The organism is Leucothrix mucor DSM 2157 (assembly GCF_000419525.1).
Taxonomy (GTDB): domain Bacteria; phylum Pseudomonadota; class Gammaproteobacteria; order Thiotrichales; family Thiotrichaceae; genus Leucothrix; species Leucothrix mucor.
In genome coordinates this window covers 4,381,799-4,403,635 of sequence record NZ_ATTE01000001.1, presented here as the reverse complement: position 1 = coordinate 4,403,635, position 21,837 = coordinate 4,381,799, and the positions used below count along the sequence as shown (strand labels likewise).

22 protein-coding genes are annotated in these 21,837 nt (G+C 49.7%); 15 read left to right on the top strand and 7 right to left on the bottom strand.

The genetic code is table 11. From position 1 onward, the window contains the following. The first annotated feature begins 94 nt into the window (after positions 1 to 94). The 8 genes from LEUMU_RS0120040 (at position 95) to LEUMU_RS26995 (ending at position 7,343) form a co-directional block, all read left to right on the top strand. Positions 95 to 307, top strand: a complete 213-nt coding sequence (locus LEUMU_RS0120040) for a (2Fe-2S)-binding protein (protein ID WP_022954088.1) — start codon at positions 95 to 97, stop codon at positions 305 to 307. Positions 308 to 535: 228 nt separating this feature from the next. Continuing rightward, positions 536 to 874 carry a hypothetical protein gene (locus LEUMU_RS0120035; RefSeq protein ID WP_157474407.1) on the top strand — a complete coding sequence of 113 codons (339 nt, stop codon included), beginning with the start codon at positions 536 to 538 and terminating at the stop codon, positions 872 to 874. A 30-nt stretch (positions 875 to 904) separates the two neighbouring features. Then, positions 905 to 3,001 (top strand): TonB-dependent hemoglobin/transferrin/lactoferrin family receptor, encoded by a 2,097-nt coding sequence (locus LEUMU_RS0120030; RefSeq protein WP_022954086.1) that lies wholly within the window; start codon positions 905 to 907, stop codon positions 2,999 to 3,001. A 3-nt stretch (positions 3,002 to 3,004) separates the two neighbouring features. Continuing rightward, positions 3,005 to 3,568, top strand: coding sequence for a HugZ family pyridoxamine 5'-phosphate oxidase (locus LEUMU_RS0120025; protein WP_211223046.1), 564 nt, complete (start codon positions 3,005 to 3,007; stop codon positions 3,566 to 3,568). Positions 3,569 to 3,578: 10 nt separating this feature from the next. Further along, a complete protein-coding gene (locus LEUMU_RS0120020; RefSeq protein WP_022954084.1) occupies positions 3,579 to 4,421 on the top strand; it encodes a heme/hemin ABC transporter substrate-binding protein in 843 nt (280 codons plus the stop codon). A gap of 8 nt (positions 4,422 to 4,429) precedes the next feature. Continuing rightward, positions 4,430 to 5,479 carry a FecCD family ABC transporter permease gene (locus LEUMU_RS27000; RefSeq protein ID WP_022954083.1) on the top strand — a complete coding sequence of 350 codons (1,050 nt, stop codon included), beginning with the start codon at positions 4,430 to 4,432 and terminating at the stop codon, positions 5,477 to 5,479. Next, complete coding sequence (locus LEUMU_RS0120010; protein ID WP_022954082.1) at positions 5,479 to 6,294, top strand: heme ABC transporter ATP-binding protein; 816 nt, start codon at positions 5,479 to 5,481, stop codon at positions 6,292 to 6,294. Before LEUMU_RS27000 ends, LEUMU_RS0120010 begins: the two co-directional genes overlap by 1 nt. A gap of 17 nt (positions 6,295 to 6,311) precedes the next feature. Continuing rightward, positions 6,312 to 7,343, top strand: coding sequence for a hemin-degrading factor (locus LEUMU_RS26995; RefSeq protein WP_022954081.1), 1,032 nt, complete (start codon positions 6,312 to 6,314; stop codon positions 7,341 to 7,343). Between the two features lie 101 nt (positions 7,344 to 7,444). On the opposite strand, the gene bfr (LEUMU_RS0120000) is transcribed toward LEUMU_RS26995, so the two are convergent. After that, a complete protein-coding gene (gene bfr / locus LEUMU_RS0120000) occupies positions 7,445 to 7,912 on the bottom strand; it encodes a bacterioferritin (RefSeq protein WP_022954080.1) in 468 nt (155 codons plus the stop codon). A gap of 11 nt (positions 7,913 to 7,923) precedes the next feature. Further along, positions 7,924 to 8,394, bottom strand: coding sequence for a bacterioferritin (gene bfr / locus LEUMU_RS0119995; RefSeq protein ID WP_022954079.1), 471 nt, complete (start codon positions 8,392 to 8,394; stop codon positions 7,924 to 7,926). 304 nt (positions 8,395 to 8,698) lie between these two features. Here bfr (LEUMU_RS0119995) and LEUMU_RS0119990 point away from each other — a divergent pair, with 304 nt between their 5' ends. From LEUMU_RS0119990 to LEUMU_RS0119965, 6 genes are all read left to right on the top strand, one after another. Beyond that, positions 8,699 to 10,012, top strand: coding sequence for an ABC transporter substrate-binding protein (locus LEUMU_RS0119990; protein WP_022954078.1), 1,314 nt, complete (start codon positions 8,699 to 8,701; stop codon positions 10,010 to 10,012). A 194-nt stretch (positions 10,013 to 10,206) separates the two neighbouring features. Beyond that, a complete protein-coding gene (locus tag LEUMU_RS0119985; protein WP_022954077.1) occupies positions 10,207 to 11,082 on the top strand; it encodes a carbohydrate ABC transporter permease in 876 nt (291 codons plus the stop codon). Between the two features lie 5 nt (positions 11,083 to 11,087). After that, positions 11,088 to 11,939: a carbohydrate ABC transporter permease gene (locus LEUMU_RS0119980; protein ID WP_051156152.1), complete on the top strand. Its 852-nt coding sequence runs from the start codon at positions 11,088 to 11,090 to the stop codon at positions 11,937 to 11,939. A 12-nt stretch (positions 11,940 to 11,951) separates the two neighbouring features. Continuing rightward, positions 11,952 to 12,992: an ABC transporter ATP-binding protein gene (locus LEUMU_RS0119975; protein ID WP_022954075.1), complete on the top strand. Its 1,041-nt coding sequence runs from the start codon at positions 11,952 to 11,954 to the stop codon at positions 12,990 to 12,992. After that, positions 12,989 to 14,380 carry a D-arabinitol 4-dehydrogenase gene (gene dalD, locus LEUMU_RS0119970; protein ID WP_022954074.1) on the top strand — a complete coding sequence of 464 codons (1,392 nt, stop codon included), beginning with the start codon at positions 12,989 to 12,991 and terminating at the stop codon, positions 14,378 to 14,380. The genes LEUMU_RS0119975 and dalD overlap by 4 nt, the downstream gene beginning before the upstream one ends. A gap of 142 nt (positions 14,381 to 14,522) precedes the next feature. After that, positions 14,523 to 15,455, top strand: coding sequence for an AraC family transcriptional regulator (locus LEUMU_RS0119965; RefSeq protein WP_022954073.1), 933 nt, complete (start codon positions 14,523 to 14,525; stop codon positions 15,453 to 15,455). Between the two features lie 92 nt (positions 15,456 to 15,547). On the opposite strand, the gene LEUMU_RS0119960 is transcribed toward LEUMU_RS0119965, so the two are convergent. The 5 genes from LEUMU_RS0119960 to tcuA form a co-directional block, all read right to left on the bottom strand. Then, a complete protein-coding gene (locus LEUMU_RS0119960) occupies positions 15,548 to 16,240 on the bottom strand; it encodes a response regulator (protein WP_022954072.1) in 693 nt (230 codons plus the stop codon). Then, positions 16,237 to 17,823, bottom strand: a complete 1,587-nt coding sequence (locus LEUMU_RS26990) for an ATP-binding protein (protein WP_157474406.1) — start codon at positions 17,821 to 17,823, stop codon at positions 16,237 to 16,239. The genes LEUMU_RS0119960 and LEUMU_RS26990 overlap by 4 nt, the downstream gene beginning before the upstream one ends. 45 nt (positions 17,824 to 17,868) lie before the next feature. Further along, entirely contained in the window at positions 17,869 to 18,138 is a 270-nt protein-coding gene (locus LEUMU_RS26985; RefSeq protein WP_022954070.1) for a hypothetical protein, read from the bottom strand. Between the two features lie 159 nt (positions 18,139 to 18,297). Next, positions 18,298 to 19,365 carry a tricarballylate utilization 4Fe-4S protein TcuB gene (gene tcuB / locus LEUMU_RS0119945; RefSeq protein WP_022954069.1) on the bottom strand — a complete coding sequence of 356 codons (1,068 nt, stop codon included), beginning with the start codon at positions 19,363 to 19,365 and terminating at the stop codon, positions 18,298 to 18,300. After that, positions 19,352 to 20,746, bottom strand: a complete 1,395-nt coding sequence (gene tcuA, locus LEUMU_RS0119940; RefSeq protein WP_022954068.1) for an FAD-dependent tricarballylate dehydrogenase TcuA — start codon at positions 20,744 to 20,746, stop codon at positions 19,352 to 19,354. The genes tcuB and tcuA overlap by 14 nt, the downstream gene beginning before the upstream one ends. A 112-nt stretch (positions 20,747 to 20,858) precedes the next feature. Between tcuA and LEUMU_RS0119935 the strand changes: the two genes are divergently transcribed. Beyond that, positions 20,859 to 21,761: a LysR family transcriptional regulator gene (locus LEUMU_RS0119935; RefSeq protein WP_022954067.1), complete on the top strand. Its 903-nt coding sequence runs from the start codon at positions 20,859 to 20,861 to the stop codon at positions 21,759 to 21,761. Positions 21,762 to 21,837: the final 76 nt, after the last annotated feature.

The following is a 21,837-nucleotide window of genomic DNA, read 5'->3' as shown; positions in this document are numbered from 1 at the left end:
AGTTTAAACCGCTGAATAAGAATCACTTGCAATTAGCGGAATGGCAGGATACGATCGAGACACAAATAGGAATCATTATTATTAAGGTGAGCTAATGTATATTTGTATCTGCCATTCCGTGACGGATAAAGCCATTCGAAAAGCTGTAAAAGAAGGCCATGACTCTTTGGAAGCCATACAATGCACGCTTAAAGCAGGCACTTGCTGCGGGCGCTGTAAACCGCATGTCATTGAAGAGATTGATAAAGCTAAAAACCAATCCGGTCTGGATTTTGGTTTAGGCATTCCATTGCAGCCAAGTTACTGATAAAAAAGCCACTTAAGACTCCTATTTTCCCCTGTTAGACCGCGGCGGCGCATGTATCTGATATGCGCTACGCTCCCTCTTTTCCCCTAATTTATTCAATTCAAACACGCTCCAAATAGACTAATTTTCACTCATTTATTAATTATTTAAATGAGAATAGTTTTTATTTGCAAACGAGAATGATTATCACTACCATAATTCCCACACTCAAATTACGCTTGGGAAGACATGATGAATAATTCTGAAAACAACACCGACGTACACACAATTCTGGCCGCGACTGCTTACCTTCTTACCCGTTATGCGCTACTGCGCGGCGCAGATGAGCTCACTTGCCAAACGCTGACCACCGCTAAAAGCATCCATCAACACTTTAGTATTTTGCTGGAGCAGCCTGAAGTCCAACTGTCCAATGCTGCCCATGACTCCTACAGCAGCCTACTTCAGGATTGGGAAACCATCATTGTTCGTCATCACCAGAGTGCTTACTGCACTTGCGAAGATCGCTCCTCCAACCGCATGGATGAGATGACCTGGCGGACAGCGCCCAGCCAAAGCCTCAACTAAGCCATTAAAATTCCCCCAAGAGATAACCCCATGTTCAGACATAATTTTCTGTCACTCTCACTGCTCTCCCCGGCAGTATTGTTTTTAAGCGTTGGCAGCGCGCAGGCTGAAGAGCCTGTTTTTTCATTTGATAATGTCGTGGTTAGCGCCAGTAAAGACGAACAACGCTTAGGGGATGTGGATAGCTCGATGATGCTGATTCAGGATCTCGATATTCAGGCGATGGTCGCCGATTCCGTGGATGATTTGTTTCAATTTACCCCCGGCGTAACCGTGAGTGGCGCGCAAAACCGTGGCTCTGGTGCGATTAATATTCGCGGCATTACCGGTAACCGCGTGCTGACTCAAGTCGATGGTGTTCGCCAGCCTAAAGAACTAACCTTTGGCTTTTTGGGCTCCAGCCGCCACGCGGTTGATCTCAATACCATCAAGCAAGTTGAAGTCATTCCAGGGCCTGCCTCGTCACTGTATGGCAGCGATGCACTGGGTGGCGTGGTGTCTTACATCACTAAAGACCCTGCCGATATTTTAAAAGACGATAAAGACGGCTCAGCAGGCAGCACACGTACCTATTATGACAGCGCGGATAAAAGCTGGGGACAGTCCCTCACGCTGGCAAATCGTCAAGGCAAGCTGGAAACCATGGCGGTTATCAGCTCTCGCAAAGGCGAGGAAATCAAAAATAAAGGCGACTCTGGCAGTGAAGCCGACCCGAAAGATAGCCAAGACCTCAATGTGATGGGCAAGCTGAAGTATCAAATCAACGATGCCCAATACATCAAACTGATGGCTGAACGCCTGAAAAATGAAGAAAGCATTAATGCCCTAAGCAATGCCACGCCGGATACTCGCTTTGAGGATGAAAAACGTCGCAGCCGGGTCAGTGTTGAGTTCGGCAATGCCAAACCAACCGCCGCTTATGACAGCATGACGACTAAACTGGATTGGCAAAAATCAACCACTGATCAACTGGCTACTTATCCAAGCCAAGGTGAGTCAGCCAGCTATGATTCGGATTATCGCGAAACCAGTAAGTCACTCAAACTAGACTTCAAAAAGGCCATTGCCACAACCGCGACCGTCCACAATTTGAGCTACGGTGGCTCGCTGGACAGCACGGAGTTTGAACAATGGCGAGACAGCAGCACCAGCGGTATTGGCCGCGGTATGCCGCTCTCTGAAAGTGAATCCATTTCGGTGTATCTGCAAGATCAAATCACGCTGGGCGAAAGCGGCTGGCGCGTGACTCCTGGTTTGCGTTTCGACCGTTACAGCATCGACCCCAAACCGGACGCGGACTACCTTGCCAGTAACCCATACGATGCTGATCCGGAAAAAAACACAGGCGAACAGCTCTCAGCCAAGCTCGGCGCAACCTATGATTTCAATGACAATCACAGCGTATTCGGCCAATTTGCCCAAGGCTATAAAGCGCCGGATATGAACCAGCTGTATGAGAACTTTGATCGCTTTGGCGCGTATGCCGGAAAGTCTAACCCCGACTTAAAACCAGAAAGCGTGGATAGCTTTGAGCTGGGTTATCGCTTTGAAAACGATAAGGTTAATCTGGAGCTAAGCGCCTTTCACAACGACTATGAAAACTTTATTGAAAGCGTGAATCTCGGTCCAACCGATAACTACCCTTACGGTATTTTCCAAAACCAAAACCTCAGTGGCGTGACCATCAAAGGGGTCGAGGCCAAAGGCCGTGTGCGCCTCAGCGATACGGTACAAGTGCGCGGTGCTTTAGCTTATGCCAAGGGTACGGTTAAAGAAAATGGCGAAAGCGAGCCACTCAATTCAGTCTCTCCACTGCAAGGAACACTGGGCATTGGCTACGACGCCAAAAGCAAGCGCTGGGGTACCGAGCTATTAGTCAGAGCCGCCTCTGGTAAAAAAGACTCCGATGTATCCGGTGACGATAACTTCTTATCCGCAGGCTATGGCGTGGTCGATATCACCGCATACCAACAAATTAGCAAAAACCTACGGCTCGATGCCGGCATCTTCAACATCGCCGATAAGCAATATTGGGAGTGGGAAACGGCTCGTTTGCTCACGGCTGATGATCGTATTAACTCCGAAGCAGCACGTAGCGTGCGCGTCGGCTTAACTCTGGACTTCTAAATTATGAGCAACTCCATGCAAGCCCTCACTCCAGCCGCCCGCAATCTGGATGAAGTACTCAGCGAATGTCATGCCTTTGACCGTGAGTTTCGCAGCTTATTAATCGCCAGCTGTAATGCCGATAGCGAGCCAGAAGCCAGCTATGCGCCCTATATCAAACATCAAGGTAGCTACTACGTTTATCTCAGCGAGTTAGCCGCACATACCGGCAATTTACTGCATAACGAGCGCTGTAGCGTGCTATTTATTGAAAATGAAGCCGACGCCAAATACCTATTCGCCAGACGTCGTTTAACGCTGCGCTGTGTAGCTAGCGAAGTAGCGCGTGATGGCGATGCTTTTGATGAGGTATTCGACCAAATGGAAGCGCAGTTCGGTAATTTCATGCGCATGATGCGTAATCTAACGGACTTTCATCTGTTTCGCTTAGAGCCAGAGTCCGCCTCGTATGTGAGCGGTTTTGCACAAGCCTATAGCCTGAACGGTGAAGGTTTACAGACGATTCGCTTGCGCAATGAAGCGGGCCATCGCCGTACTAAAACCCCTGATACACAGACGACCGATTAAGGAACACAGAATGAAACACGGATTAACTGCAGCGCTACTTTGCCTGCTCTGCATTCGGCCTGCTGTTGCGGCCGATACGCCACCTCGCATTATCAGTGTGGGTGGTGCATTAACCGAAATTGTCTATGCGCTAGACTCGGCGGACTCCTTAGTGGGCGTCGATACCACCAGCCTATTTCCTGAAGTCGCAACACAATTGCCACAAGTCGGCTACCAGCGACGACTCTCGGCAGAAGGTGTGTTATCCCTGCGCCCCGATGTGATTTTAATGACCTCAGAAGCAGGCCCTAAAACTGTCTTGGAGCAGATTAAAGCCACCGGCGTGAAACTGGTCGAGCTACCGGCTGGGCATTCGGCAGACGGCGTTGCACAAAAGATTCGAGGCGTTGCCAATGCCATCGGAAAATCCGCTCAAGGCGAGGCAATGGCCAATAAATTACTGGCCGATCTGAAAGCCGTACAACAGTCACAAGCTGGGATGAAGCCCTCTAAGGTCGTGTTTTTAATGAGTATGGGACAAGGCTCACCCAAAGCTGCAGGCCAGCAAACCGCTGCGGATGAAATGATCCGTTTAGCCGGTGGCATCAATGCCTTTGCTGAGACGCACCAAGGCTACAAAGCCATTAGCACTGAAGCCATGGTTGCTGCACAGCCCGATGCGATTTTACTCACGCAAGATGCCATCGACACGATCGGCGGCATCGATCAGGTCGTCGAGTTGCCCGGTATTGCTCTGACCCCTGCGGGTAAGCACAAACGCATTCTCGCCATGTCGGGTTTGGATTTGCTGGGCTTTGGCCCTCGCTTGCCTCAGGCGGTTGCTGAGTTACAACAATTACTGCAAACAGAGTAAGGACTGGTATGACTCGTAACTTGTCTCCCCGTTGGGTGTTTGTCAGCCTGACGGGATTGCTGGCAGTACTCATTCTTTGCTCATTAGCCGTTGGCGCAGTCGGTATTCCGCCACTGGAAGTACTGGGTATTCTTGCTCAAGCTGCCGGTATCTCTGGTTTACCAGATTATGACGCTGGCCATGCTGCGGTACTGCTCGATATCCGTGCGCCTCGTATTGTGCTTGGCGTGTTGGTGGGCAGCGCTTTGGCTATGAGTGGCGCAACCATTCAGGGATTATTTCGCAATCCGCTGGCCGACCCCGGTTTGATTGGGGTTTCCAGCGGAGCCGCCTTAGCCGCCGTTAGTGTGATTGTATTGGGTAGTACTCTGCTGCAAGGCCTGAGTGAGGCACTAGGCTATTACACCCTGCCGGTTGCGGCCTTTATCGGCAGTTTATTAGTCACCTTACTGGTGTACCGACTCGCCAATGTGGAAGGCCGCACCGATGTGGCCACCATGTTACTCGCTGGCGTGGCCATTAATGCGCTAATGGGCGCGGCTACCGGTTTACTCACCTATATGGCGGATGACGCGCAGCTCCGCACCCTCACCTTTTGGGCGATGGGCAGCTTAGGTGGCGTAACGTGGGTGCAAGTACTGGCCGTTGCGCCCCTCATACTCATCCCCTTGTTTATTCTGCCTTTTTTCGCTCATGCCTTAAATGCCATTTTACTGGGCGAAGCCGAAGCCGGTCACTTGGGCTTTAATCTGGAGCGCATTAAACAGGGCTTGATTGTGCTGGTGGCGCTAGTGGTTGGCTCTACGGTTGCGCTCACCGGAGTCATTGGTTTTGTGGGGCTGGTAGTGCCTCATTTATTGCGGCTAATACTGGGGCCGGATCATCGCTTATTACTCCCCGCCTCCGCTTTGCTGGGAGCCAGTTTATTACTCGCGGCTGACCTGCTAGCCCGCACCTTAGTCACTCCCGCCGAATTGCCCATTGGCATTATCACTGCGGCATTGGGCGGCCCCTTTTTCCTATGGCTGTTAGGCCGCTACCGAACCCGAGGTTTCTAATGCTGCAAGCTGACAATATTTCGCTGAGCGTAGGCGACAAAACGATTTTGAAAGATATTTCACTGGGTGTAATGGCCGGAGAAGTACTGGCCATTGCCGGCCCCAATGGTGCGGGTAAAAGTAGCCTGCTGAAAATTTTAAGCGGCGAGCTACAACCCAGTAGTGGACAAGTTAACCTCAATCGCCAAGCACTCAAGTATTGGTCAATGCGAGAGCAGGCTAAAACACGCGCCATCTTGCCGCAGCATTCCCGATTAGGATTCCCGTTTAGAGTAGAGGAAGTGGTCTCGATGGGCCGCACACCCTACCGCTATTCGCACAGCGCCAAGCAAAATAACGAAGCAACTCAGCAAGCCATGGAGACTGCGCAAGTTCACCACTTGGAGGGGCGGCTATTCACCACCCTCTCCGGCGGCGAGCAACAGCGCGTTCAACTGGCACGGGTATTGGCGCAGCTTTGGAACCCTGGCTGCGAGACGCCGCGTTACTTGCTGCTGGATGAGCCAACTTCCGCGCTGGATTTATCCCATCAACACCACGTATTGGGTTTAACCCAGCATTTGGCAAGCAGTTGGAATATTGGCGTACTGGCGGTATTGCACGATCTTAATCTGGCAGCGTTATATGCCGACCGGATAGCCGTGTTAGAGGCTGGCGAGCTATCACTGTATGGCAATCCCAGTGATGTGCTATCACCCCACGCCATTCACGAAGTGTTTCAGGTCAATGTGGATGTCGTTAGCCACCCCAGACAAACCAGCCGCCCACTGGTAATCGCTCATAAACCCCTATTTGATGCCCATACTGCGGCATAGCAACGGAGATGAATCAGATGACAAACAACCCTGATAGCAACCATGGCCTTGCTGGCCTGTGGCAAGCCTTTCGCAGCGCCAACCCCAAAGTTCGGATCAGAGATGCGGCGGCTCAGTTAGGCGTTAGCGAATTGGAATTAGTGGCCACCGGTAGCGGTATTAGCTGTACACCACTGCGTCCGGAATGGCCTGCTTTGATGGCTTCATTTATAGAGTTAGGCGAAGTCATGGCGCTTACACGTAGTGCATCAATGGTGCATGAAAGTACCAACATTTTTGCCAACCTTAAACTTAAGGGCGATGTGGCTATTTTTCTGCGTCCCGGCTTAGATACCCGTTATTTTTTAAAACAATGGCATCATGCCTATGCTGTAAATGAGAATCAGCGACTCAGTTTGCAGTTTTTCGACCTCTATGGCGAAGCGGTGCACAAAATTTATCTGACGGAAAAGAGTAATCATCAGGCTTACCAAACCCTGATCGATAACTTCCGTTATGCCTCTCAGCCCTTCTTACAAATCGCCCGACACCCTGCGCCAAAGCCTCCGGAAAGTGTCACGGCTGAGGCAATTGATCACACCATCCTACGTCGATCTTGGGCCAGCATGGTAAATGTGCACGAGGCCAATCAATTGATTCGCCAACTCGGTGGTCAACGACAACTGATCTATCCGGCGCTAGGGGAAGATTACGCCAAGCAACTCCCCACCGAGACGGTGGAAAACCTGCTAACGACACTGGCTGAAGATCAACATCCGCTTATATTATTTGGAATGAATCATGGCGCAGTTCAATCCTTCAGCGGAGTGATCAAACGCCTACTGCGGACAGGACCATGGTTTAACGTGTTAGACCCCGGCTTTAACTTGCACCTGCGTACTGCAGAAATTGGTGAGGTCTGGCGCATTCGCAAGCCATCAGCCGATGGCCTGATCAGCAGCCTTAGCGTTCTGGATAAGGCTGGCCACGAAATCATGGTCATGGCCGATCAGCGCGGACCACAGAATCAGCAGTCATCCGCCTGGACCGATTACTTATCCCGCTATTAGTCTGGATAGGCTGTAAAAACAAGCTCTGTTTGGGTGTGCTGAAGGCTTTGTTAACGTTTAACGTCAAAACCTCGGTGCCTAGACAGAGTGTTTCAAGGGTCTTACATTTGTGTTTGCAGGTAGTTTTGCAAGCCAATTTTGCTGATTAAGCCCAATTGCTTTTCCAGAAAATGTGCGTGATCTTCTTCCGTATCAGATAATTGCTGGCGTAGCATTTCACGCGTCACATAGTCTTGCTCTTCTTCACAGACCTGAATCGCTGCTTTTAGTGCATCACGGACGTGATACTCCAAAGCCAAGTCATTTTCAAACATTTGTGGCACATCCTGGCCAACATTCAAATCATCTTGTTTGCTTAGATCAGGCACGCCTTCTAAGAAGAGAACACGCTTAATAATCGCATCAGCATGGTCATGCTCTTCTACGCGCTCATGCTCATAATGATCAAACAGCTTGGTTAAGCCCCAGTCATCGCACATGCGTGAGTGGATAAAGTATTGATCGCTAGCGGCTAATTCACCGGCCAGTAATGTCTTTAGTGTGTCAACGACACGTTTGTTACCTTTCATTCGTATTCTCCTTATTCGCCCATCATGGATTGCAGGTAGTTCGGCAAGCCTGCGTTCTCAATGGCCCACTGCTGTACTTCCAACCAGTCAATCTGCTCTTCTTCTTCTTCCAGTAACTCTTGTAGTAAGTCACGAGAAACATAGTCCTGAGTTTGTTCGCACTCTGCAATGGCACCACGAATTTCAGCCACCACTTCAGTGGCCAGGCGCATATCGTTTTCGATAATTTCAGGCACATCTTCACCGATGTACAACTTGCCTAAGTCTTGCAGATTGGGCAGTCCTTCTAAAAATAGAATACGTTCGATCAATTCATCCGCCTGCTTCATGGCTTTAATTGAACGCTTGTATTCATGCTTATTCAGACCTTCCAGTCCCCAGTTACCACACATGCGTGCATGCAAAAAATACTGGTTGATTGCCGTGAGCTGACTGCGGAGTACTTTATTCAGCAACGGGTTAATCGTCGGGTTTCCTTTCATGAAAACGCTCCTGTCTTATTTAACGAGGCCCCATGTTACCTTGACACATCGCTATAGGCCATAATAGCGCCATTTTTATAAAACAAAGAAATCAGGACTAAATAGGCCAAATTAAAAACCTAAAGCAGTGTAATTCGAAATTAAGTCAACGCCCCCTCAGAAAAGTATTATGCTTTTGCAGCAGCGTATTAGGCCTCAAGTGGCTATAGTGCTACTGTATTATACCAGATGGGGCGATAGATGCTCTTTGTAAACATTAGAGTATTACTCTCATCGGGTAGTTTAATTCATTGGAGGAAACAGCATGAAACTTAATCGTTTGGTTACCGCGATCGCGGGCAGCTTATTGATTACTGCGACAAGTCTTACACACGCAGAAACAGAATTGGTTATCGCAACACTGAATAACGGCCACATGGTCGAAATGCAAAAACACACAAAAGTGTTCGAAGAAGCCAACCCCGATATCAAAGTTAAATGGGTGACCATGGAAGAGAACGTTCTACGTTCACGTGTCACTACAGATATCGCGACCAAAGGTGGTCAGTTCGATATCATGACTATCGGTATGTACGAGACTCCTATCTGGGGTAAGAAAGGCTGGTTAGCGCCACTAGTAACTAGTGAAGCGTATGACGCCAACGATATTTTCCCTGCTATCCGTAACGGTCTGTCTCACGAAGGCAAGATGTACGCTGCACCGTTCTACGGCGAAAGCTCAATGACTATGTACCGTAAAGACCTGACTGACAAAGCAGGTATTACACTTCCAGCTAAGCCAACTTGGGCTGATATGGAGCAAGCTGTTGCCGCTATGCACAACCCAGACGAAGGTATCTACGGTATCTGTCTGCGTGGTAAAGCAGGCTGGGGCGATAACATGGCTTTCCTGTCTACTCTTGCAAACACCTACGGCGCTCGCTGGTTTGACGAAAACTGGAAGCCACAGCTGGATTCTCCTGAGTGGGAAGCAGCGGTTACATTCTATGTTGACCTGATGAACAAGTACGGTCCTCCAGGATCAGCTTCTAACAGCTTCAACGAGATTCTGGCGCTGATCAACGAAGGTAAGTGTGGTGCATGGATTGATGCAACTATCGCGGCTTCTTTCGTATCTGATCCTAAGCAATCTAAAGTAGCTGACACAATCGCTTACGCACAGGCTCCTGTACAGAAGACTGCACGTGGCGCTAACTGGCTATGGGCTTGGGCTCTAGCAGTACCAGCTTCTTCGGCTAAAGTTCCAGAAGCGACTAAGTTCATTGAGTGGGCAACGTCTAAAGAGTACATCAAGCTGATTGGTGAGACTAACGGTTGGGGTTCTGTACCAACAGGTAGCCGTGCATCGACTTACCAGATTCCTGAGTTCAAAGCGGCTGCTAACTTTGCAGATGCTGAACTAGCAGCAATCTTCAGTGCTAACCCAAATGACAGCACATTCGAAAAGTCACCTTACACTGGTGTTCAGTTCGCAGCCATTCCTGAGTTCCAGGCAATCGGTACCGTTGTTGGTCAGCAAATGGCAGCAGCACTATCCGGCGATAAGACAGTAAAAGAAGCATTAGCAGCAGCACAAGCAGCAGCTGATCGTGAAATGCGTCGCGCTGGCTACTATTGATCCATTCAAGCTTCCAGTCGGAGGCTCGTCCTCTGAGCGTGAAGAACTGATGTGATTAAACTGCTCCCTGTTGCAAACCTCACGGTTTTGGCAGGGAGCATTTATGCATTTCACTCAGCGACCCCCGTTCTGAATATACGCCCGCCCCCCACGACCCAGAAGTCTCTTTAAACTTAAGCAGATGGTACAACGAGATGCGCACACAAGCTCAAGCTAATCGCTTTATCCCACGGCTACTCATGTCCCCGGCAGTGATTACATTGCTAATGTGGATGATTATCCCTCTGGGAATGACTATTTATTTTTCCCTAATCCGCTACAACCTTATGCAGCCCGACCGAACCGGTTTCGTCGGCTGGCAAAACTATGAGTTTTTCGTTACCAATCCGGCCTTTAGTGCCGCGGTACTCAACACCGTCGTATTACTCGGTAGTGTCGTTGCCATTACTGTTATTTTTGGACTAGCCATTGCGCTATTGATCAATGACCCGTTCCCGGGCCAGAGCTTCGTCCGAATCCTGCTTATTTCACCTTTCTTCGTGATGCCGACCGTTAACGCCTTGTTATGGAAGCACATGATGATGAACCCTATATACGGGGTACTGGCTCAAGTCTGGATGTTCTTTGGGCTCGAACCCGTGAATTGGCTACAGGATCTCCCCCTACTCTCCATCATTATCATGGTGAGTTGGCAGTGGCTTCCGTTTGCCTGCCTGATCTTCATCACCTCCCTACAGTCGATGGACCGTGAGCAGCTAGAAGCCTCCAGTCTCGACGGTGCAACCTACCTGCAAAAACTGCGTTATTTGTATGTGCCTCACATGGCACGCTCAATGACCGTTGTGGTCATGATTGAGGTGATCTTCCTGCTCAGTATATTTGCAGAGATCTATACCACCACCGCTGGTGGCCCCGGCACCCAAAGTACCAACTTAGCCTTCTTGATCTTTACTGAAGCCTTGTTGAACTTTGACGTGGGATCAGCATCCGCAGGCGCGTTATTCGCCATTGTTCTCGCCAATATCGTTGCGATTTTCTTAATCCGCATCGTCGGCAAAAACCTGGATTAATGATGATGAGTACCAAAAAACCCGTTAGAACCGGTTTATATAACTGGAATTTGGCCATGATCATCCGGACGGTGGCATCTTACGCTATCGCCCTACTGATCTTTTTCCCGATCTTATTTATGATCGTCACCTCGTTTAAGACCGAGCTACAAGCGATTGCCGTGCCGAGTTTGTGGGTGTTTGAGCCTACGTTAGAAAACTACACCACGGTGCAAGAGCGTAGCGACTACTTTAGCTTTGCCTGGAACTCAGTAATCACCAGTGTTGGCTCGACCATTCTTGGTCTGATGCTAGCGGTGCCTGCTGCTTACAGTATGGCTTTCAGCCCGACCCGCCGCACTAAAGACATTTTGATGTGGATGCTGTCCACTAAGATGATGCCTGCGGTTGGTGCGTTGATTCCAATCTACCTGATCTGTCAGAAGCTGGGACTGTTGGATAATGTCATCGCACTGGTGGTGATATTCACGCTGATGAACTTACCGATCATGGTTTGGATGCTGTACTCCAACTTTAAAGATATTCCGTATGAGATCTTAGAAGCCTCCCGCATGGATGGTGCCGGCCTATGGAGCGAATTCCGCCTCGTACTGCTGCCATTAGCAATGGGTGGTATGGCCTCAACCGGTCTGTTGTGTCTGGTACTGTCATGGAACGAGGCCTTCTGGGTACTCAACCTGACCGCGGCAAATGCCGGAACGTTGGCCTCACTGGTCGCGTCTTACTCCAGTCCGGAAGGCTTATTCTGGTCTAAATTATCAGCAGTATCCGTACTAGCTATCGCCCCGATTGTAATCTTCGGCTGGTTCAGCCAGAAGCAATTAGTTCAGGGTTTAACATTCGGCGCAGTCAAATAAAGGTTTTTTAAAATGGCATTTTTATCATTAAATAAAGTAGATAAGTATTACGGCAAACTGCACGCAATCAAAGGTGTAGACCTGGAGATTGAAGCAGGTGAGTTTGTTGTATTTGTTGGGCCTTCAGGCTGCGGTAAATCCACGCTATTGCGCATGATCGCTGGTTTGGAAGTGATCAATGGCGGTGAGTTGGTACTGGATGGCAAAGACATCACAACCACACCACCATCACAGCGTGACTTGGCGATGGTATTCCAGTCCTACGCTTTGTACCCACACATGACGGTAGAAGACAATATGTCCTTTGCCTTACGTATAGCCAAAGTAGATCCAGCGGTCATCAAGGAAAAAGTTGAGCGCGCTGCGGATAAGTTGGATTTGACTAAGTACCTGAAGCGTACTCCGAAAGAGCTGTCTGGTGGACAACGCCAGCGTGTTGCGATCGGTCGTGCCATTGTGCGTTCACCGAAGGTATTCCTGTTCGATGAGCCTCTGTCTAACTTGGATGCGGCCTTACGTGGCCAAACTCGTGTTGAGATTGCGGCACTTCACCGTGAGTTGGGTGCAACGACCATCTACGTAACACACGATCAGGTTGAGGCAATGACTTTGGCTGACCGCGTTGTGGTACTGAAAGACGGCGTGATCGAGCAAGTTGGTACGCCACTAGAGTTATATGACGCTCCAGCGAACCGCTTTGTGGCTCAGTTTATTGGTATGCCGCAGATGAACCTGCTGCCTGCTAAGTTGATGCCTGGTGCACCGAAAGGCGCTACCGAAGTTGGCGTTCGTCCAGAGCATTTAACACTGTGCCCGATCAACGACAGCCCGCTTAAAGGTAACGTTGAGCTGGTGGAGTCACTGGGTAACGAAACACTGATTCACATCAACTTAGGTCTCGCGACTGAAGCGGCTGTAATCGTGCGTCAATACACGCGTACTGATCTGAAAATTGGTGATGTGGCTGCCTTTACTTGGGACACCGACCACATGCATTACTTTGATGACAAAGGCGAAATCCTGAAGCACGATGCCCAAGGAGAAGCAGCATGACAAACGACGCAAACGGATTGATTCAGTTACATCTGGGTCTCGGTTCGTTTCACCGTGCGCATCAAGCCGTTTACATGCAAAACCTGCATGACAGTGGCGACAAGAGCTGGCATATCGTGGGCGGCAATCTGCGCCCTGATATGCAAAGCACGATGGATGCACTCAAGGCACAAGGCGGCGCTTATACACTGGAAACAGTGAGCCCTGCCGGTGAGCGTAAGTATCAGAAGATTACATCGATCCAATCGATTATCGACTACGATGCTGAGCTGACAGGTTTGATCGAGGTTGCCAGTAATCCGGCAACCCGCATCATCTCTTTTACCGTGACTGAAGCAGGCTATTATCAGGATGAGCATCACCAGCTGGACCCCAGCTATGCTGACCTGAAAACAGACCTGGCCGGTGACACTCGCTGCACGATTTACGGTGCAGTAGCCGCTTTGCTAGCCGCTCGTATGGACAGTAAAGCAGGCCCGGTGACACTCCTTAACTGCGATAACTTGCGCAGTAATGGTCATCGCTTCTCACACGGTCTTGAGCAGTTTTTACAACTGCGTGGTGAGACTGAGCTGCTGGAGTGGGTTAAGACAAACACGAGCGCACCAAGCTCCATGGTTGACCGCATTACGCCTCGTCCAACAGCCGATGTTCGCGAGCGTGTATTAGCCGCAACCGGCGTTGACGATGCAGCGGCATTGATGGGTGAAGACTTCATCCAATGGGTCATCGAAGATGAGTTCATTGCTGGTCGCCCTGCTTGGGAAAATGCAGGCGTAGAAATGGTTGAGGATGTGATGCCGTATGAAGAGGCAAAGATCCGGCTGCTAAACGCTACGCACAGCTGTATCGCTTGGGCTGGCACACTGCGCGGTTATTTGTATATCCACGAAGGCACGCAAGATCCGGATATCCGTCAATTGGCTTACGACTATGTAACCGATGATGTGATTCCATGCCTGACGGCGACACAAAACCCGTACCCGCTCGACTTGGCTAAGTACCGCGATGTGGTACTGGATCGCTTTAGTAACCCGAATATTCAGGATACTAATCAGCGTGTGGTCATGGATGGCTATTCCAAAATTCCGGGCTTTATTCTGCCGACTTTGGAAGAAGCACTCAGTGGTGGCCGTAGCGTGGATTCAGTGGCGATGTTACCTGCGTTGTTCCTGGAGTTTTTAAAGCGCCAGCAACGCGGCGAACTGGCATACACCTACCAAGACCAAGCGATGGACCCAGCTAGTGCACAGCGTATTAGTGAAGCTGAAGACACTATTCTGGCGTTTGCTGCTGAGCCACTGTTATTTGGCCAACTGGCTGGTAACGAGGCGCTGACTGAAGCGTTACGTGGTGCAGATAAGCGAGTTCAAGCGTTTATCAAATGAAGTGATTAGTTTGTAGGGCACGGCGGCGTTATTGGTATAATGCTATACTGCGCCGCCGAGTCCCTTACTAATGAAAACAGGTATAGATTACTGCCCTGACATTGGATGTCGATGGTCGTAGTGTCATGCCATAGGAGGAAAAATGGCGACAATTAATCCACACAGCAAAGCATCGCGTGTTCCGGTTATGGAACGCGACTTTCAACGAAAGCCTGACCTTGGGTACGAACCTGAAGGTTCCTTTGGTTATATTCGTTGTCTGGAGCATGGCGCCCCAAACCCTCTGATTCGCTGGCATTATCATGAAGAGTACGAACTTCATTTGATTTGTGCCACTAGCGGCAAAGCCTTTGTTGGTGATTACATTGGCCGCTTTGAGCCGGGCAACCTGGTCCTTACCGGCCCCCGCCTCCCCCATAACTGGATTTCCACTGATATTCCCGAAGCAGGCGTTGGTCTACGTGATCGCGTGCTTCAATTTACCGATGAGCCTTTACGCAAGGCCAGCGAGTGGCTACCTGAGTTGAAAGAAACCCTGCCGCTACTTGAGCGGGCAAAACACGGCATTGAGTTTATTGGTATTAGCGATATTGCCAATGAGAGCATGGAAAAGATCATGAACACCTCCGGACTGGAGCGCTTCGGTGAATTTCTAAAGCTGCTGTCTGTACTCTCTAGCCATCGTGATTTCAATCTGCTGTCGAATGTACAGCTGCAAAGTTTTGATGATGACGCTTCGCTAAAGCAACTCAGCGAGATTGTTGATTACATTACTGAAAACTACGCATCACCTTTCACTATGAGCGAGATTGCCGATCGTATTGGCATGAATGAAAGCCGCTTTTCACGCTACTTCCGACGCGCCACCGGCAATACCTTTACTGACTTTGTGAATCGCATGCGCATTAACCGCGCCTGCCAGCTACTGATGGAAACTGACCAGTATGTCAGCACCATTTGCTATAATGTTGGCTTTAATAATGTGGCTAACTTTAATCGCCGCTTTATGGAAATTAAGGCAATGACGCCAAGTGAATTCCGACGTCAAGGTGAAGCGCGCTACGGTAAAGCGTAAGCGCTATTTTGAAACTTAAGCGTTTAACCGCTAAATTAGTTATTCATCAGTTGTTAGTCAGTTATGCACGGTTTTATCCACAGCGTAACTGACTACTCCAGCTTGTAACCCACCCCATAAATTGAGTGAATTAAATCCTCATCGCCCACTACGGCATTCACCTTTTTACGCAGATTTTTCACATGACTATCCACCGTACGATCGCTGACCACACGGCGATCCGGATAGCTGGCACGCATCAGATTTTCCCGCGAAAACACCCTGCCCGGCTGCGCAATCATAGTTTGCAGCAAGCGAAACTCTACCGGCGTCAACTCCACTCGCTCATCAGCAATCAGGCATAAATAACGCTCTGGCTGCAATGTAATACTGCGATAGCTTAAGCGTGAGGTATCCGCTTCTACCGCAGCCGCTGGCATTTGCACCCGACGTAAAATAGCTTTTACCCGCGCCACCACCTCGCGCGGTAAAAATGGCTTACACACATAATCATCGGCCCCAAACTCCAAGCCCATTAAACGATCAATTTCATCGACCTTAGCGGTGAGCATCATAATCGGCACACTGGAGAACTGGCGCACTTCACGGCAAATCGTCATGCCATCTTTTTCTGGCAGCATTAAATCCAGCAAGACCAGATCGGGTGCGATACGTTGAATGATTTCCACAGCCTGACCACCACTATCAACAACCGTGGTTTCAAAGTCATCATTCTTGAGGTAATCCACCAAAATCTGTGCGATTTTTGCTTCGTCTTCGACAATTACAATGTGTGCTTTGCTCATGCTTGAGTTTCCGCTAGTGGCAATAGAATGCTTATTTTAAGCCCTCCAAGTGAGGATGGCGAGGCGCTAATCGTGCCGCGGTGTGCTTCTACAATATTACGGCAGATGGCCAAGCCCAAACCGGCTCCGGCACTGCGGCGACTGCGCGATAGATCCTGTCGGTACAAAGGCTCAAATAACTGCTCGCACTCCGCTTTGCGGCAACCGGGCGGCGTATCGCAAATGGTGAGTACCGCATTATCGTCTTCACGCTCAAGCGCTAATTGAATGCGACCCGGAGCATCGGTATAGGCCATTGAGTTGCGTATCAAATTTAGCAATAACTGGTTAATACGGTTGGCATCCGCACTGATAATTTGTGAGGAAGCAGACTCAAAGACAAGCTCTAAACCCTGTTCTGCGGCACTGAGGCGACAGCCACCAATGGCCTCATCGATAGAATCACGCAGGTCGATATCTGCAAACTCATAGCGCAGCCCACCAATATCTGAAACGGATAGCTGATACAAGTCATCGGTTAAATGCCGCAACCGTTGAATTTCCTGATCCAGAGACTGTAATTGCTGCTTATCAAAGGGGCGAATACCATCTTTAAGTGCTTCAATTTCACCGGTTAGGATCGCCATTGGCGTGCGCAGTTCATGTGAAATATCGGCAATCCAGCGTCGTCTGGAAGTTTGGTTTTTCTCCAGCATTTTGGTCAAGTGATTGATATCAACCACTAGCTGACCGAATTCATCATGACGGCCTTCAGATGTCAGTGGCTGACTGTAGTCACCTTTTGAAAGCCGGTTAATACCCTGAATCATGCGGCGAACCGGCGATAGCAGCAACTGAGTTAGCCACCATGAAACGGCTGCAGCCAGCAATAAAGAGGCAAGGCCTATAAACCCACTAGTCCAGACTTGCTGGCGGGCAAAGGCCGTTTCGATCGGTGAATTGAAGCGACGTTTCGGCTCGCTTTTCACCGTACCAATCTGCTGACCGTCGACCTCAATCGGCACCACCATTAACTCCTCATCCGCGCCTCTGAAAGTGGGACCGACAACTAGCGAACCATCTAACTCAAACACGGCAGTTGGCGGTGATGGTTTTCCGGCGGGTCGCCCTCTGGGTCGTGACTGACCTTCCAGTTCGAGGGGTGCAAAACCCTCTGGCGGGAGCATTCCTTGTGGCGGCATTCCCTCTAGAGACATCCCTTTTGGCGGTATTCCCTCTGGGCGCATTCCACCTCGTGGCGGCGGTGGTCGTCCAAACGATGGTGATGGCGGCTCTGAAGATGAAGGAAGGCCTGATAACACGGGAGATTCGGGATCATCAAAGTCGAAGGGAATATTATTGGTCAGATTTTGTAGCTGGCGCTTATCAATGCCATCCCACTGCTTATTATTATTGATGTACAGCTGGGCAATATCCTCACTCGCCTGCGCGAGCCGGGTTTGCTCCAGAGCGTTCACATAGTCACGAAAGCCATGCTCGAAACTCCAACGGGCCAACCCCAGTGTGGCAACAAGTACCACCAAGGTTAGCCCCAGGAATGCCAGCATCAATTTGTGAGATATCGATAAACGTATTTTACTCAAACTTACTGTCCCTTGATGCGACGATTGCAGTCTTACTGCGCAATCTTATTCGCCTTGTTTTGGTGGGCGTCCGCCGCTTTTAGGATCGTGACCTTCTGGTAAACATGCCATTTGGTCATCAGGTGTTTCGATACACTGACCGCTTACTTCGTCGCCACGAGGTGTCGTCATTGTACATGAAGCCGCGACTGCTTTACCTGAACACGCTTCCACTGCTTCCTTTGGTGGGCCGCCTGGTCCTGGGCGTTGAGCAGATGCCATGCCAGCCAGCGTTAAAAGAACAGTACCTAAAATTAATTTGTTAGCGGTTTTCATATGAGCGATTCCTGCGTTGTTATTATGAGGCTGTTATTAAAACCCTAAAATGTGCAGGAATGATGGAGTGAGGATGTAAAAAGCGTGGACGTCTGACAAGCGTAATGCAAAAAACCGCCGGGCAGACTCTGCACCAGCGGTTTTGTATGTGTGTAGCAATCAGGCTTTTAGTTGCGCATCCCGAAGCAATGATGCCATGCGGTAAAAACCGTGGATCATTTTTGAGAATGGCGTGAGTAGGAAGAAGGCTAATACCGAGGCCAAATGGATCGCCAGCAAAGTAGGCATTGCGCCAGTTGAACCGAAGATATACAGAGCCAAGCCGGTCGTGCTAACAAAGAATAACAGCAGCACAAAGCCCATTTCACCACCCCAGACATGGGCATCACCCAAGTTTCTATCCGCTTTTAGCTTTAAGCGCGCCATGCTCAAAGTACCCAAGCTCAGCATGACACCACCAGTAATTCCAAACAGCTTTGGCAATGAGAACAGCGGATATGGTGCTGGCATATTAAAGAAATAATGCATCAACGTGGCAATACTGGTTGAGGCAAAGCACAACAGGAAGCCATACATAATGGCCTGATGCGACCAGCGACGCGCATTACTAAAGCGGTCTTCATCCTCAAAGTTACAGCCTTCGCCATGCCCGCCAGATAAGTCTTTAAGCTTGGCGACTGAGCCGAGTGCCGTTGCAAAGTGTGATAACTTCAGGCGCTGCCCACCAATCTTTTTCCAGTAGCGATGCAGGCTGATGGCAATACTGATTAGCGGGAAGAAAAACGCCGGAATAAATACTGCGATCATGGCGTTATGCGGCAATACACCATAAAAGCCTTCGCCTGTACCATCACCCGCTGCCAGCTGAAACATAAACAGAATAAATGCCAAACCTGCAATCACAGCCAGTGACATCATCGCGCCGCTTTTGTGAAAGGTTTTGGCGGCAATCGCTGGCACTGCATTTTCCTGCCAGCTTTCCTGACGGACTTCGGCGAGTACTTTAGGGATGTTGATTTTAAACTCATGTGGCTCGGTGTATTGGCAAGCGTAGTAGCAGCCACGGCAGTTATGACAGAGATTCGCGAGTTGAGTAATATCGCCATCAGCAAATTGACGCTCGCGGCTAATCGCCGGAAATACCGAGCAAAAACTCTCGCAATAGCGGCAAGCATTACAAATGTCGACCTGACGCTTAGCTTCTTCGATAAGATTATTGATTTGCATACTGTGCTGCCTCTTTTCCTGCGATACGACCGAAAACGGTACCAATTGTCATACCAAAACCGGCTAAATAGCCCTGACCTAAAATCGAACCCGCCATTACTTCACCGGCGGCCCATAGATTTTCAACAGCGCCTTCCGGCCCTTGAACCTGCGCGGTTTTATCCACTTTTAAACCCAGATACGTAAACGTTACGCCGGTTCGCAGGCTGTAGCCGTAAAATGGCGCTTCGGTAATTGGTCGCGCCCAGTTGGTTTTAGGTGGCGTCAGGTTATTCGTGCTTAAGCCATCTAGCTCCGTGGGGTGAAAATCCCCTTCAGTGCAGGCTGCATTAAACTCATCAACCGTTTTTTGCAACGCATCCGCGGGTAGCCCCATTTTCTCAGCTAACTCAGGAATGCTATCGGCTTTAATCGGAGGGAATACCGAGGGCATAAACAAATTCAGCGACTTGGCATCAATGACCACATAACCAATTTGATCCGGCTGCGCGGCCACTAAGCGCCCCCAGATGGCATAACGCTTGGGCCAAACATCTTCACCTTCATCATAAAAGCGCTGTGCGTGCTTGTTCACGACGATGGAAAATGGCACGCAATCCAAACGCGTCACGATGCCGCCATCAAATTTTGGCGCACGGCCATCAATGGCCACCGCATGGCATTGCGTTGGATCGCCGACCGACTGAATCCCCTGATCCAACAAATCCTTTAATACGACGCCACGGTTATAAGGTGTGCCGCGAATCAGGAAATTTTTAGCCGCTGGCCCCCATGCTTCGGCCAACCAATCCGTATCTGCCTGAAAGCCGCCAGATGCCGCAATCACGGCTTTTGGGTTTAGCGTGTGCTTCTCGCCTTCATAGGTGAACTCAACTGCCGTAACACGCTTACCTTCCAAGCTTAAATGCGTGACTTGTGCTTCATATAAAACCTCAACACCTAAGCCAATCGCGGTGCGGTAATAGGCATTGATCAGCGCCTTGCCACCGCCACTAAAAAAGGCATTGGTGCGCGCCAACGATAGCGTTCCAGAAAGTGATGGTTGAAAGTGCACTCCATGCGCTTCCATCCAAGGTAGGCATTCTTCAGAAGCATTAATGGCCATTTGCGCCAACTCAGGATCAGTCTTGCCCTTGGTCACTTTTAATAAATCTTCGTAGTATTCTTCCGGCTGATAATCATCAACCAACACCGACATCGGCTTTTTGTGCATACAACGAAAGTTGCGGGTATGGCGTGAATTACCACCACGATAGGCTTTCGGTGCGCCTTCCAGTATCAGTACCTTAGCACCGGCTTCAGCCGCGGTAATGGCTGCGCAAAGCGCCGCGTTTCCACCACCGAGAATGACGATATCTGACTGTTTAACCGATTGTTTCATAAGCATCACTTCGCAAGAGAGTCGATCAGGCATTGGCCTGTTTTGAGATGCGTCCACTGTAGCGAGTTATGATTTATTTGTTAAATGCCGAATTTCTAACTATTATTGCAGTATGCGCATAAATTTCGATTTCACCGACCTATCCACCTTTCTGGCCGTGGCTGAATTAGGCTCTTTTCAGCGGGCTGCCGAGTCGCTGCACCTTTCACAATCTGCCGTGACCCGACGCATTCAAAAGCTGGAAGAAAGTTTGGGGGTAACCTTATTTGAGCGCACTACCCGCTCACTCAAATTAACGCTGGCAGCACGGCTGTTTCGTGATCGCGCCAAAGCCATTTTAGATAATGCCGAAGAAGCCATTTATGCCGTGAGCGATGAGCAGTCGCAGCTGCAACATCATCGCAATACCATTATTACAATTGCCACTATTCAAACTGCAACCCATGCCATGTTGCCGCAGCTGATCAAGCAGTTTAGGGAAGCAGGTTTCACTTCACGCATTCGAATAATGGATTTATTTGCTAATGACGTGGTGGATGCAGTCGCCGAGGGCGAGGCTGATTTTGGGATTAGTTTTATGGGTGCGCAGGAGCCGGGGCTGGAGTTTCAGCACTTGCTGGATGATCACTTTGTGCTAGCCATGCATCCGGATAACCCGCTCAGCCAACAAACTGAAATCAGCTGGGCTGATCTACATGATCAGGCAATTGCCATTCCCTGGAAAGGTACTGGCAACCGCATGCTGATTGATAATGCCTTATCGCAAAGTGAGGTGGCGCTGGAGTGGACTTATCAGGTTCGGCATTCAGCGACTTTATTAGGATTGGCCGAGTCAGCGGTAGGTGTTTCGATACTGCCTTCCTCTGCTATTCCGCGCCAAATACCAGAGCGGGTCATTGCAAAGCCACTAGTGGGCCCAGCGGTAACGCGTGTTATCGGTAGCGTGCGGCGCTCAGGTCATACCCTGACCACCGCTGCGGAGTCATTTTATAATTTACTAAATCAGTGGCAATGATGGTTTATTAGCGGCGCGTCATTACGACCTCGATACAAGACCGCAATGATGCTAACTGCTAACTGCTAACTGCTAA